General features: G+C 38.9%; 10 protein-coding genes and 1 pseudogene. 2 read left to right on the top strand and 9 right to left on the bottom strand.

Annotated features, from left to right (window positions below; all coding sequences use genetic code 11):
• Positions 1-100: 100 nt before the first annotated feature.
• The 3 genes from dnaB to ACLJJ6_RS10200 form a co-directional block, all read right to left on the bottom strand.
• On the bottom strand, positions 101-1492 hold the full coding sequence (dnaB, locus tag ACLJJ6_RS10210; RefSeq protein ID WP_412989334.1) for a replicative DNA helicase: 1392 nt from the start codon (positions 1490-1492) through the stop codon (positions 101-103).
• A 102-nt stretch (positions 1493-1594) separates the two neighbouring features.
• On the bottom strand, positions 1595-2047 hold the full coding sequence (rplI, locus tag ACLJJ6_RS10205; RefSeq protein WP_412989333.1) for a 50S ribosomal protein L9: 453 nt from the start codon (positions 2045-2047) through the stop codon (positions 1595-1597).
• A gap of 5 nt (positions 2048-2052) precedes the next feature.
• Positions 2053-4080, bottom strand: a complete 2028-nt coding sequence (locus ACLJJ6_RS10200; protein WP_412989332.1) for a DHH family phosphoesterase — start codon at positions 4078-4080, stop codon at positions 2053-2055.
• Between the two features lie 253 nt (positions 4081-4333).
• Here ACLJJ6_RS10200 and ACLJJ6_RS10195 point away from each other — a divergent pair, with 253 nt between their 5' ends.
• Complete coding sequence (locus tag ACLJJ6_RS10195) at positions 4334-5539, top strand: MFS transporter (protein WP_412990471.1); 1206 nt, start codon at positions 4334-4336, stop codon at positions 5537-5539.
• Positions 5540-5604: 65 nt separating this feature from the next.
• Here ACLJJ6_RS10195 and ACLJJ6_RS10190 read toward each other — a convergent pair whose 3' ends face one another.
• The 5 genes and pseudogenes from ACLJJ6_RS10190 to ACLJJ6_RS10170 form a co-directional block, all read right to left on the bottom strand.
• Complete coding sequence (locus tag ACLJJ6_RS10190) at positions 5605-6420, bottom strand: MurR/RpiR family transcriptional regulator (protein ID WP_412989331.1); 816 nt, start codon at positions 6418-6420, stop codon at positions 5605-5607.
• 55 nt (positions 6421-6475) lie between these two features.
• A complete protein-coding gene (locus ACLJJ6_RS10185; RefSeq protein WP_412989330.1) occupies positions 6476-7774 on the bottom strand; it encodes a PTS sugar transporter subunit IIC in 1299 nt (432 codons plus the stop codon).
• Positions 7764-9308: a DUF4127 family protein gene (locus ACLJJ6_RS10180; RefSeq protein WP_412989329.1), complete on the bottom strand. Its 1545-nt coding sequence runs from the start codon at positions 9306-9308 to the stop codon at positions 7764-7766. The genes ACLJJ6_RS10185 and ACLJJ6_RS10180 overlap by 11 nt, the downstream gene beginning before the upstream one ends.
• A gap of 4 nt (positions 9309-9312) precedes the next feature.
• Positions 9313-10091, bottom strand: a pseudogene (locus tag ACLJJ6_RS10175) (Cof-type HAD-IIB family hydrolase).
• A gap of 10 nt (positions 10092-10101) precedes the next feature.
• Positions 10102-10791 (bottom strand): N-acetylmannosamine-6-phosphate 2-epimerase, encoded by a 690-nt coding sequence (locus ACLJJ6_RS10170; protein ID WP_412989328.1) that lies wholly within the window; start codon positions 10789-10791, stop codon positions 10102-10104.
• Between the two features lie 252 nt (positions 10792-11043).
• On the opposite strand from ACLJJ6_RS10170, the gene ACLJJ6_RS10165 reads away from it, so the two are divergent.
• Positions 11044-12285, top strand: a complete 1242-nt coding sequence (locus ACLJJ6_RS10165) for an ISL3 family transposase (RefSeq protein ID WP_412988180.1) — start codon at positions 11044-11046, stop codon at positions 12283-12285.
• A 131-nt stretch (positions 12286-12416) separates the two neighbouring features.
• Here ACLJJ6_RS10165 and ACLJJ6_RS10160 read toward each other — a convergent pair whose 3' ends face one another.
• Entirely contained in the window at positions 12417-13778 is a 1362-nt protein-coding gene (locus ACLJJ6_RS10160; protein ID WP_412989327.1) for an FAD-dependent oxidoreductase, read from the bottom strand.
• Positions 13779-13792: the final 14 nt, after the last annotated feature.

Here is a 13792-nt window from a genome sequence, read left to right as displayed (position 1 = left end):
TCCTTAAACCCTAACTTCACTGAACTTAAAAAAGGGCATAAATTAACAGCTTCACAAGTAGTTCTAACGAGCTGTGCGAAACTGCCATCTTAATGCTTACTTAGTTATCAGGAACATACGCAATTGGGGCAAACTTATTATAGGATTTCACAAAAAGCAGCTTTACCGTTCCTCTGGCACCACTTCGGTTTTTTTCAATAATGACTTCCACTGGCCCCACATCCGGACTTTCATTATCCCGTGGATCAGTATCCTGGTCTTCATTATTTTCTCCATCTTCACGTTCATAGTAATCTTCACGGTACAAAAACGCGACAATGTCGGCATCTTGTTCAATTGATCCCGACTCACGAATATCAGACAGCACTGGTCGCTTATCCTGGCGCTGTTCTACCCCACGTGAGAGCTGAGAAAGTGCTAAAACGGGAACCCGTAGTTCCTTCGCTAATTTCTTTAACTGTCGAGAAATCGCAGAGACTTCTTGTTGCCGGTTTTCCTGACCAGAACCTTCGATCAACTGTAAATAATCGATGACGACCAAGCCGAGGTTGCCTTGCTCTTTAGCTAATCGGCGACATTTTGCTCGAATCTCAGCCATTTTAACCCCCGGCGTGTCGTCGATATAGATATTGGCTTTGGCTAAACTTCCCATCGCAATAACCAAATTTTGCCATTCTTCTTCGTTCAATTGGCCCGTTCGCAAATGGTTAGCATCAATGCTGCCTTCTGCGCAAAGCATTCGGTTAACCAATTGATCAGCGCCCATTTCCAAACTAAAAATGGCAACTGTCTTGTCCGTTTTGGTCCCCACGTTCTGGGCAATGTTAAGCGCAAAAGCCGTTTTTCCAACCGCTGGCCGCGCTGCTAAAATAAACAACTCGTCGGGATGCAGACCGGCGGTAATTTTATCTAGTTCGCTATACCCAGTTGAAAGCCCGGTAATTTCGTCCCCATTTTGATAAAGCTTATTGATCTCCGTCATTGAGTCCGTCAGCACATCAGAAATTTTCTTAAACCCAGACTGACTGCGATTTTCTGAAACTTCTGTGATCTCTCGTTCGGCTTCATCTAAAACAGAATCAACATCTTCGTCTTGCTGATAACTCTTGGTCACAATCTTAGTGGCTGCTTTGATTAAACGCCGTAAAATTGCCTTTTCCTGCACAATTTTGGCATAATATACCACATTTGCGGCAGTCGGCACAGAAGCGGCCAGTTCGGCAATGTAACTAACACCGCCGACATCATCAAGCTGATTTTGTGCCGTTAACCGGTTATTCATTGTGACCACATCGATGGCTTCATCTTCATCATTCAACGAAATCATCGTTTGAAAAATAATTTGGTGCGCCCGCTGGTAAAAGTCCTCTGGCGCTAAATATTCCATTGCATCTACTAAGACATCGGAATCAAGAAAGATAGCCCCTAAGACGGCCTTTTCCGCATCACTATTTTGTGGCGGGGTTTGATTTTCTAAAATGTCATTATCCATATTCTTACCTCTGATGACCTGAAAACGACTTAAAAACTTAAGTTGTCTATCAATTTAACTTCATTTTGCGACAGACAATTTCACCACAAAATAATCTGCCTCTTATTTCTCTGCAACGTGAACCCGAATTTTTGCCGTCACATTAGGATGCAGTTTAACGGGAACATTGGTGTATCCTAACGAACGAATGGGTTCTGCCAGTTCAATCTTGCGTTTATCCAATTTGACGCCAAACTGCTTGTCCAAAGCTTGAGCAATCTGCTTGCTAGGAATCGAGCCGAATAAGCGGCCGTCAGTTCCAGCTTTTGCGGTTAGCTCCACTACAGTCTTATCATTTTCAAGCGTGGTTTTTAACTTCTTTGCATTTTCTAAAACTTCTTGTTCGTGTTTTTCTTCTGCACGCTGTTGGCCGCGTAAACTGCTCAAAGCACCCTTAGTAGCTGCCTCGGCCTTGCCATTTTTAATAAGGAAATTTTGGGCATAACCATCTGGGACTTCTTTAACCTGTCCGCGTTTTCCCTTACCCTTCACATCTTCCAAAAAAATAACTTTCATCAGAATCACTCCTCTTCTTCATCTGTGTCTTCAGTTTCATTTTGTTTTTCTAGAATTTCAGTTAAGGCTGCTTTAACTTCAGCCACCGATTGGCCTTCAATTTGGGTTGCGGCACTGCCCAAATGACCGCCGCCGCCCATTTGTTCCATGATTAATTGAACGTTCACGTCTCCGGCACTGCGCGCTGAAATCCCGACAGTTTTTTTAGACCGGCGCGTAATCACAAATGACGCCTCAATTCCCGAAATGGTAAGTAGTGAATCTGCGGCTTGTGCTGCAGTAACAGGATCATATTCACGATCATCTTCGCCGACACACACCGCCAAATTCTGGTTCACAAAGGCCACAGATTCAATTAAATGATTGCGTTGTAAATAGCTATCAACGTTTTCCTTCATAAAGTGGCGAATCAGGTTTTCATCAGCACCAACAGAACGCAGATAGCTAGCCGCATCAAAAGTTCGTGTCCCTGTTTTGGTTGTAAACGATTTGGTGTCAATTTCAATTCCTGCTAACATCCCGGTAGCTTCGATCTCATTAATTGGCTCACTGTCTTTAGACTGATACTCAAACATCTCCGTGATCAGTTCGCAAGTGGAAGACGCATAGGGTTCAATATAAACCAAAACGGGATTTTCAGGAAATTCTGTCCCCCGGCGATGATGATCGATAATCATTACCCGATTTTCCAACTTCTTATAAAGCTCAGGTGCGGTTGTTAAGGACGGTTTAGAATGATCCACCATAATGAGCATACTCTGACTATTAGCGTTCTCTAACGCCGCCTCAGGACTAATAATGGACTCCTTAATTGCCGGGTAATCCTCCAATGAGGTTAATAAGCGCCGCACATCAGAATGCAGATTATCCTGATCTAACACAATCCAGCACTGGCGATTGTTCATCTGAGCAATCCGGCGAATTCCTAAACAAGCGCCTAAAGAATCCATGTCAGATTGCTGATGCCCCATTACAAAGATCTGGTCGGCCTGTGACATTAATTCAGTCACCGCTTGGCTGATCATACGGGCACGAACCCGCGTCCGTTTTTCCATCGGATTCGTCTTTCCACCGTAGAAGCGGGCTTGTCCTTCTGGGGACTTGACAACGACCTGGTCCCCACCACGCCCTAACGCCAAGTCTAAATTACTTTGCGACAGATCTGCCAGCCGGTTAAGATCTTGATCGCCATAAGCAATCCCGATACTCAACGTAATCGGGAAGTTTTGTTTTGAAGTGGCCTCCCGAATCGTGTCTAGGAGTTTAAAGTTATCTTTTTCCACTTTTTGCAAAACTTCCGCATACATTAGAACAAAAAAGTGATCATCATCAACTCGTTTTAGATACATCCCGAATTCTTGTGCCCAACTCGAAATCTGGTTGGTTACAAAACTATTCAAACTGGAAATATCTGAGTCTGCCATTGACTGAGTCACCTCGTCATAATTATCCAAGAAAACCTGCCCAATAACAACTTGCGAATTATCATAGGCTTCCTCAATTTTGGCATACTTGGTAATATCCATCATGTACAAGACATGGTTATCCTGTTCAACTAGCAGTGTAAAACGGCGATCGCCCCAAACAACTGGAACTGTTCCTTTTTCTTCTCGATGTTCCTGCAATAATTTGGCTAAATCAGCATCAACATCGGCTAATTTTTTCCCCAAAACATCTTTTTCGCTCAAATACCCCTGCATATACGGATTAACCCACTGGACTTGGTCATCGTCGCCATAGATCAGAATTCCCATTGGCATCCGCAACAGCGAGTCCTGTTCACTACGTTTAATCCGGAATGAAAGGTCTGAAATATATTTAGTTGTTTCTTCATTTACGCGATGAAACGTGTCGCTAATAAAAATACTTCCCAAAATGAGAAGTATGATTAATACGACTCCTAATACCCAGTTATAGTAAAGCGCGATCCCTGCGCCAACCAGTGATAGCAAAATAATGTAAATTGCTAGCATTCGGAGACGCGGATTCCGCATAAACACCGGGATCCTTTCTGCTAAACGTAATTTTTTCATAGTTTCTCCTCGAATTGTGTACTAGGTTTATTTTATCACAAAGACCTCTCACAAAGAACAGGGAGAACTTGGCTGCTTTTTCCTAAAAGCGGATCCTGGCTAACTTTACGAATGCTTATTTTTGTTTAGACTAAGTTAATTACGGAGGTTTTAAGTATGTTAAATAACCGTTTCTTTCACTGGCTCATCATGCGTACTGAAAATCCTTTTCCCGCATTCTTAGTGAACTTTTTTCAACGCTAAAACTTATATGATGAGGAAGGATTTACAAGTGGATTCAGAAAAAGAATTATCAGGAAAAACTGTTTTATTAATGGCGATCGCAACCGGAATTATTGTCGCCAATCTCAATTATATTCAACCGATTGAAGGCTTGATTGCGGCCTCCTTTGACGTCTCAAAAGCAACAGTAGGCGTGGTTGCCATGCTCACCCAATTGGGATATGCATTTGGCCTGTTATTAATTGTTCCCTTGGGCGATGTTTTTAATCGTTACCACTTAATTCAAGTCATGCTGGGCCTGTCAATTATTGCTTTGTTTTTGGCCTTTTTGGCCCCATCCATTGAAATATTTGGCCTAGCTTCCTTACTAGTCGGAATCACGTCGGTGGCGCCTCAAATTATTATTCCCTACGCTGCTTTTTTAGCTCCCAGTCTTCATCAAGGCAAAGTCCTAGGCAACGTTTTAAGCGGTCTGTTAACCGGAATTTTGCTTTCACGATCTTTTAGTGGCTTGCTCGGTAGTGTCTTGCCATGGCAATATGTGTACCTCATAGCGGCTATTATCTGTGCACTTCTATTACTAGTGCTTCACCGCTATTTACCACGGGATCCGCGTTCTCACTCCAGCATGAACTACGGGAAGGTTTTGGCTTCTTTACCAAATTTGCTTTTTAAAGAGCCTCATTTACAGGGCTCAGCAATTAACGGCTTTTGTCTCTTTGGCGTTTCCAACGTCTTGTGGTCAACCTTGGCATTCTACTTAGCGCACACCTATCATTATGGCAGTGGTGTGGCCGGCTTATTGGGCCTACTGGGCATTACCGGCGTTTTATTTGCCTCGATCATTGGTCGCTTAGTTGATACGTACTCACCACGTATGACCATTGGGTTAGGGATTCTTTTTTCCACCCTTGCATTTGTGCTATTCGCGTTATTTGGTCACATGTTTTTGGGCTTAATTGTTGGTATTGTCCTGTTAGACCTAGGAACACAGTTTGGCCAAGTCTCCAACCAGGCGATTGTGCAATCCTTAAGCTTAAAAGCCAGCAGTCGTAACAATTCCATCTTCATGTTTAGTTACTTTTTAGGTGGATCGCTGGGCACTTTTTTTGCTACCTTTGCGTGGAGTCATTTTGGCTGGACTGGTGTTTGCAGTGTTGCTGCAGTCTTTTTGGTTGTCGCAATCTTAGGGCACCTTGTTTTAAAAGAACCCCAGAAATTGCAACGATCAAAATAAAGCTTTTTGCCTTTTTTCTGAAAAATATTTTGCAAAAAAAGATAGCGAAATTATCGCTATCTTTTTTATTCAATTCGATTGATCAATGTTTCATTAATTCTTTCTTTCAATGTTTTAGTACGTTCTGGGTTAATTTCCTGTAATTTTTGACAAAGCATGTCAATAACTGCTAGTTGCCCCATAACTGGTAAGAATTCAGAACTATCGCGGCCACTACCAGCCGGCGGGACAAGTGCTATATCACTAATGTCAGCAAGCTTAGAACTTAGATAATTCGAAACCGCAATAATTTTCACTCCAAAGTGCTTAGCAATTTTTACATTAGTAAGTAAATCCCGCGTATTTCCAGAAGCTGAAATTGCAATAACCAAATCATTTTTCTTTAAAACTGCAATGTCAATTGCTTGTAAATGTATATCAGGATCAAAAATTACAGCTATTCCCATTCGAGTTAATCGAGTTTTCAAATATGATCCAACAATAGCGGAAACGCCCGCTCCAAACACACACACACTATGAGCCTTATCAACCATTTGGGCTATTTGCTCTAAATCTAATGTATTAATTGATTTACTAAAGCGTTTCAGATAATCTATATATTCATTAACTATTGGATACTCTGTTTCACTCTCCGTTTGTTGACGAACTTGATTTGCTGCTAAATCACGTGCTAAATGCAATTTGAAATCCTGATACCCCTTGAATTTCAGTTTACGACAAAATCGAATAACCGTAGTTTCAGCAACTTCAACTTTAGATGCCAGTTCACCGATTGACAGAATTTCGATTTCTTCAGAGTTAACAAGCACATACTGCGCAATCTTTTTTTCGGCTTTTGTTAATGATGGGTAAAATCCATTTATAGTTGTAAGCACATCCATACCGACACCTGTCCCTTCATGAGACAAATTATATCACATGAAGAGACAAAAGCCCCTAGAGTTCTTTGGTTCTATTTGCAAATTTAACAAAGGGAAGGTAAATTAATGTGCCAATTACAATTAAAACAACCTGTAATAATGAAGCTCGAATATCCCCATTGGTTGCCAAATAACCAGAAATAATCGGTGGCGTTGTCCACGGCGTAAGTACAGAAGTTTTAGCTACTAGTCCTAATGCTGTAGAAAAATAAGCAATCGTAGTCGTTACCAATGGTGTAATAACCAATGGTATTCCAAGAATTGGGTTAAATACGACCGGCATCCCGAACATAATGGGTTCGCTAACATTAAAAAGAGAAGGCACCAGTCCTATTTTACCGATTGCTCTATAATCATCTCGCTTTGAGGCAATTAGCACCGCGATAATCAAGCAAATTATCATACCACCGCCGCCACACCACGCAAAGGCATCAAGGAAGGGCTTTGTTACAATATTTGGAAGTGTATTACCATTTTTTAATGCATCCATATTCTGTTGCAATGCTGTAAGAAGTATTGGTTCACCAACTGATCCCAAAATAAAGGTACCATGTAATCCAAACGCCCACAGAAAATTACTTAAAAATACATAAACCAATATGCCAAATATAGTTTGAAACCCACCAATTAAAGGCGCTTGAAAGAATTTCACTATCAAATCGGGCACATTACTATTCAATGTCAGTTCAATTAAAAATTCAACAATTCCCAGTATTAAAGATACTAAGAACGCGGGTAATAAAACATTAAAAGATCCCGCAATTGCAGGCGGAACAGAATCTGGCATTTTTATCAATAAATGTTTATTACGATTAAATTTACAAAGTAACGTAACTCCCAACAAACTAGCAATAATTGCCAAAAACATACCGGTAGCACTGGTCTCATTTTGAGAAAAAATTGCCGCTACATTCACATTTTTTCCGGTATTTGTCGTAACTGACAAAACTGCAGGCAGCATAATGAAAAAACTAATTACGCCAAACACACCAGAAAACGTTGGATTTGCATCTTTATAACTACGTGCTAAATGATAACCAATTGTATATGCAATCAAAATAGCCAATATACCCAAAGTAGCGTTATAGATCTGATTGCCAACCCCCATAAACTTGCTCGCCCATGCATATTTTCCAAAAAGTCCATTCGCCCCAAGCAAAAGATTGTTAACCAGTACCCAAAATGATGCAATTATTGTTGCAGGCATTAATTCAATAAATCCATCTCGGATAGCCATGATGTGTTTTTGTCCCGCAAATTTATTTGCCCCGACCAACATAGTTTGAACAAAGGATCTTTTATCCTTATTTTCCATTATTTACACCTCTGTTTTTCAAAATACAATTAATTTCAAACATACGGTTCCACGGAAATTCAATTTTTAGCCGCTCTAGATCTTTTATAGTTAGTGAATTTCGAAGATATTTTTTTGCATTATCCTTAATACTAGATTCTGTTTTATATATCACTTTCTGAGTTTGATTTCCTAAATTAAAATAGTCTGCATCTGTGCTATCCAACTCTTGTGTAATCTCACTGCGAACAACAGCTTGATATAAACCATCATCTAGTAGTGTTTTTACTAATTCTTCATTCTTCTTGGGACGTGGTTCTGAATACAAAATAACTGCTGCAGAAATGCTACTCCCCAGTGTATTACAAGTTGTGTTCCACGCTCGGTAAGCAATTAGATTTTTAACAATTTTTTTCTCATCAAGCATACTAATAAGTTCAAGATCTGCACCATTTGCGAAAGCACAATCTGCAAGAACAACAGACTTTCCTAATTCAATATAGTAGTTAATGGTTGCTACAAACGAACGTAGGTTACGAAAAGTATCATACGTCAGATCTGGGGATACTTGTTGTAAATTAGCTTCTATCATTTTCTCTCCTGGTGTATTGACGGCTAAAATAATATCTGCTTCTTCTGGGGAATATACTAAATTTGCACCCGCTGCTAGCACATGAGATTTTAGACTCTCACATAATGGTCTATCCTCATACAGAGGAATTTGTAATTTGCCGATATCGCTCGAAAAAATCGGAAAGATTTTCAGTGAATACCCCTCTATAGTTTGGATTGCGCGCGAAAGCAACGTGTACCCCGATTCATCCGCTCCTGGATATACTGACACCTTATCTTGTAAGCGTTCACATTTTATTTCAGAATAAACCTTTGCTTGGTCCATAGCCGTATATCCAAAGGTCGCACTATCATCTTGCGGAATAGCTAAATAACTTATTCTCCCCTCTTTTACTAAATTAATATTTACTAAATTGACTTTTAAATTAATTTTGCGCCGTTTCTCATAATCCATCCTTATTTCCCGTGGAATGTCTGAAGCAATGTCATTCTTTTCATTTTGCTCCTCTACTGATAAATCAGCTCGTTTTTCTTTATCCAGTAGCCATCCATATTTAAAAATCTTACTACCATAATTAGCATAATATTCAGGTTCCTCATCATCACTGTTATATTTGGGTGTGCGCATAATTAAATTTGATACGTAAATTAATAACTTAGGGCATTGTTTTTTAAGGCTTTTAATAAAATTGATATATTCAATAATATTCGGCTTCTGTTTACTTACTGAATAAATCCTAGATGGTAACAGACCACCATAAACTAACATTTCAGATGAATAAATAAGTATATCTACTCCTTGGATATTTTCCAAAATAAAATTCCTTAAGTCTTCAACATTTGCTGCTTTTTTTTTATGACTTAATAACTTCTTAGGTGGATAGGTTACTTTAATACTTTTATGATTTTCAAAAAGGCGCAAAGGATAATCATAGTTACATGGACGCTCATCAAGTGGAATGTAGAGTATTTTCTTCTTCATAGTTTTACTCCATTTTTTTTAATAATTCACCAACTGTTAAAACGTGATAGTTTCCCGCTTGAATTGTCCGTTGGTCTGCAAGCGTCCCAACCGTATAGCTATTCAAAGTTAGTGGAAACATTGTTGTATCATTTTCTGCATCGCCAGCAACATAAACCTGACTTGCTGCGTAGCCTTGCTTAGCCATTATTTTCTCTACAGCCACACCTTTAGATGCCCTTGCAGAGAAAATCTCAAGTGAGGTAGGACTAGTTTGTTGGATATTAACTTCCGAACCTACTTCTGTACGAACTTTTTTATAATCGGTGTAAATAAATCAGGTTTACCAAATATTAAATAAATTACCGCTTGAAAATCTTTATTCTGCGTAAATTCAGACAATTTTTGCTTTATAATTGAAGTATCCACAAATTCTGAAACTTGTGAAGAATCTCTCGGAGATGGAAAGTATCGGTGATTAACATCAGATACTTCGACACGCAAACCACTATTAAAAACAATCTGATTAATAGATTTAATTAATTTATGTGGGATACTAGAAAAGGCAATAAGTGAATTATTTATATCTCTGATAACTGCCCCATTTTGGCTAATTCGATATGCACCTCTGACTCCTAACTCTTTTTCTACATACTTTATGTCTTCATCTAACCTCCCTGTACAAATGCAGAAATCATTTCCATCATCAATAAAGTGTTTTATTAAATTAAGACTTTCATTATCGATATTATTTTTCTGATCAAGTAATGTACCATCTAAATCACATACCAAGAGTTTTTTCACAATAATCTACCTAATTTCTATTTTTAAAATTTAGAATTTCCTTTGTGTAACGTTCCGTAATTTGTTGAGGTCTTGTGATAGCTCCACCAACCACCACAGCATAAGCCCCCAATTCAAATGCATGTATTACTTGTTTAGGGGATGTTGTATGGCCTTCCATAATTACTGGTAATTTAGTTCTCGCGGTTAATTCTTTAACCAAATCAAAATCTGGTTCATCTCGCTTAGGAGTGTACGCAGTATATCCAGAAAGAGTAGTAGAAACTAGATCAAACCCTAATTTTTCAGCTAAGATTCCCTCACTTAAATTCGATATGTCTGCCATTGCCAGACGTCCATGCTCGTGTACAAAGCTAATCAAATCAGCAATGTTTTCGTTACTAGGTCGCTTTCGGTCCGTTGCATCCATTGCAATTATTTCAGCTTGTGTTTGTTCAACAAGTGCTTTAGTCTCTTTCATCGTGGCTGTTATATATATATCTGAGTCGCTATAATTCTTTTTAATAATGCCAATTAAGGGTAAATCAACATGTCTTTTGATTTCTTTAATGTCAGCAACTGAATTTGCTCTAATTCCGCCGGCACCCCCTTGTTTCGCTGCAATAGCCAATCTTCCCATAATAAAACTGCTATATAATGGTTCATCTTCTAGTGCTTGACAAGAAACAATAAGTTTATGGTAAATTCTTTCTAGATCCATTTGAATATTCCTCCTTTCATCAATTATAATAATGCTTTTTTTAAAAGAAGTAAATATCCTTTTTTATTGAAATAAAAAAGTTTTTTTCTTTTTTTAAATTTGTGCTTGTTAATTAGCCTACAAAAAAGGGGTCTACACTTTCTGGTATTGGTGAATAACTGATACCAGTTTTTATTTTGAAAAAAAAAAGGACATTTGCCCTCTTTGTGTTACGATTTAATCGCCAAATAAAATCGAAAAGAGGAAAAACAAATGTCCCTAACTAATTCTATCCTAAGCCTATTCGAAATAACAGACCCTAATTTAACTGTAACTGAGATTACTAAGGAACATTATCCCAATGGGCAACACGTTCATGTCGTTCACGCTATCCTTTCCTATCAACTTTTAAAATGTCCTCATTGTGGCCATAAATCTCTAATCAAAAATGGAACTCACATTGGCCATCTAAGATTGGGAACCTTATCAGGTGGACGTTATGAGATGCAGCTAAAACGACAAAGATATCAATGTAAACGGTGTTTAAAAACCTGTGGTGCTCAAACTAACCTCGTTAAACGTAATGAAACTTTTACGCATAATGTGAAACATCAAGTAATTGTTCTGGCTCGGGATATGCTGACCAGTAAAGAAATCGCTAAGATTTGTGGGATTTCACCAAGTAGTGTTCAACGCATTTTAAATGCGAATATTCACTTAGCTTATCGTGTTAAAACACTCCCCCAAAATCTTTGTTTTGATGAATTCCGTTCCTGTAATCATCTAATGTCCTTTAACTGTTGCGATGCCGTTAGTCATCGCCGCATTGTGATTCTTAAGGATCGCCTTAGTAAGGATATCATTGATTACTTTGAAGCTCGCTATTCAGTTCAAGAACGTATGAAAGTTCAAACAATCACCGTTGATATGAATGCTGAGTATGCTGGCTTTATTCATCGGTTATTTCCTAAGGCAATAACCATCATTGACCGTTTCCACATTATTCAACTTGCCGGTCGGGCACTGGATAACGAACGTACACGTGTGATCCATACTTTTCAAGATAAGCATTCCCGAGTTTATCGCATTCTAAAATCTCAATGGCGTTTGTTCCATTTGGCAGAAGAAAAGGTCAATGATACTAAACTTATCTATTTACACGGTATCAACGAATACATGACCCAACAGAACGCCATTGACCTAGCCTTAGATGAATTTCCAGAATTTAAAACTGTGTATCAAACCTATCAAGGAATTCTAACAGCCATTCAACAAAAAGATGCGGTTGGATTTAAAACCTTGATTGCCAACTACAAGGCGGCTGGCAACCAAATGGATATTACTATCTCAACTTTAATAAAGAATGGTCCTGCTGTTCTCAATAGTTGTCGTTATCCGTATTCCAACGGTCCTATTGAAGGACTAAATCGTAAAATTAAGGTGTTAAAGCGTAGCTGTTTTGGTTTTCAAAATATTCATAACTTTTTCATTCGTATCAGTTTAATTTATGCGTAAACAAAAAAAGCACATTCACCGAAGTGAACATGCTTTTCAAAAATCTCCACCAATACAATTTGACAGAGACCCCAAAAAAGCCTCAAAATTTAAGAAAAATTTTGAGGCTAATTAACTTATCACATTTAGTTTTATTTTTTCAATTCTGCTTGTCGTTCTTGTTCAATCGCTAATTGTGCCACCAAATTCAGATAGTTATATGGTTCGTCGTAATGCGGCTGGAACAACATATCAACAAACGCCAAATCATCAATTGTGTTTTTATTTTGAATGCAAACTGAAATCGTGTTAGCTGACTGGGCAATTTCATGCTTACTAAACAATTGCGCGCCTAAGATCTGCCGTGTTTGGCGATTATAAACCAGGATAATGGTCAGCATTTCCGTAGTAGGCATGTAATTCGGCCGGTAATTGCCATGATAGACCACTGAAGCTGCATCTAAGCCTTCTCGCTTTGCTGATTCCAAGGTTAAGCCCGTTGAAGCCAGCGTATAACCAAACAATTCCATTGCCGAAGTTGCTTGCGTGCCCACGCATTTTTGGATATCTCCAAAAACGTTTTTACCAGCTAATCCCCCTTGACGAACAGCATTAGATGCTAGTGGAATGTAGGCATCTGTCCCAGCCGGATTTAAATGCGAAATGCAGGCATCACCAGCTGCATAAATATCCGGATTGGAAGTCTGCATATAGGCATTGGTTATGATTGCGCCGTGACGGTCCATTTCAACTTGACCTCTTAATAACTCAGTGTTTGCCATAAAACCTGTGCAAACAATTACGAGATCCGTTTCATGTTCTTGAACGCTCGTTTCGATGACCACTTTATCACGCTGATCATCCCCATGAAAGGCCTGGACACGCTCATTAAGATAAACATGAACGCCATGTTTTTTCAATAAATCGGTAATCTTATCCGAAAGACACTCATCCACATAATTATTCAAAATTTGTTTGTTTGATTGAATTAATGTGACGTCATGATGAGTGTCTGCATAAGCTTCTGCTAATTCCACACCCACGTAACCAGCGCCAACAATGGTAATGTGTTTGTGCGTTTTAGCTGACTCGTAAATTTCTTTCGCCTGATCATAGCTCTTGCATAGTAAAACTCGAGAATCATCAACACCCATTAATGGCGGCACAACGACATAAGAACCGGTTGTCATAATGAGCTTGTCATATGTATCTGTAGCGATTTCTTTGGTTTCCAGATCTTGGACGGTTAACTGATGTTGCTTTGAATCAATACTCAACACATCATGTTTAATACATACCTGAGCCCCTTTTTTTGCTAAATCCTCAGGTGTCGCGTAAAACATGTCTTCCAAGTGCTTTACCTGACCGTTTAAATATAAAGAAATTCCACAAGATAAAAAAGAAACGTTGTCATTTCGTTCGTAAATTGTAACTTGGGTATCCGGATGCGCTTTAAAAATTTCATTTACCGCTGCAATACCTGCATGCGTACATCCAACAACAACTACTTTCACATTCACCTTCCCCT

Origin of the sequence: Pediococcus siamensis, from assembly GCF_047220215.1 — a bacterium.
In the GTDB taxonomy this organism is placed as follows: domain Bacteria; phylum Bacillota; class Bacilli; order Lactobacillales; family Lactobacillaceae; genus Pediococcus; species Pediococcus siamensis.
Note: the sequence above shows the minus strand (reverse complement) of the source record. Positions and strands in the feature narration are given on the sequence as shown.

What these genes read in the sequence shown, in the direction of transcription:
- dnaB (WP_412989334.1), bottom strand. Translation starts at nt 1,492, where the DNA reads ATGGATAATGACATTTTAGAAAATCAAACCCCGCCACAAAATAGTGAT.
- rplI (WP_412989333.1), bottom strand. Translation starts at nt 2,047, where the DNA reads ATGAAAGTTATTTTTTTGGAAGATGTGAAGGGTAAGGGAAAACGCGGA.
- ACLJJ6_RS10200 (WP_412989332.1), bottom strand. Translation starts at nt 4,080, where the DNA reads ATGAAAAAATTACGTTTAGCAGAAAGGATCCCGGTGTTTATGCGGAAT.
- ACLJJ6_RS10195 (WP_412990471.1), top strand. Translation starts at nt 4,334, where the DNA reads ATGAGGAAGGATTTACAAGTGGATTCAGAAAAAGAATTATCAGGAAAA.
- ACLJJ6_RS10190 (WP_412989331.1), bottom strand. Translation starts at nt 6,420, where the DNA reads ATGGATGTGCTTACAACTATAAATGGATTTTACCCATCATTAACAAAA.
- ACLJJ6_RS10185 (WP_412989330.1), bottom strand. Translation starts at nt 7,774, where the DNA reads ATGGAAAATAAGGATAAAAGATCCTTTGTTCAAACTATGTTGGTCGGG.
- ACLJJ6_RS10180 (WP_412989329.1), bottom strand. Translation starts at nt 9,308, where the DNA reads ATGAAGAAGAAAATACTCTACATTCCACTTGATGAGCGTCCATGTAAC.
- ACLJJ6_RS10170 (WP_412989328.1), bottom strand. Translation starts at nt 10,791, where the DNA reads ATGGATCTAGAAAGAATTTACCATAAACTTATTGTTTCTTGTCAAGCA.
- ACLJJ6_RS10165 (WP_412988180.1), top strand. Translation starts at nt 11,044, where the DNA reads ATGTCCCTAACTAATTCTATCCTAAGCCTATTCGAAATAACAGACCCT.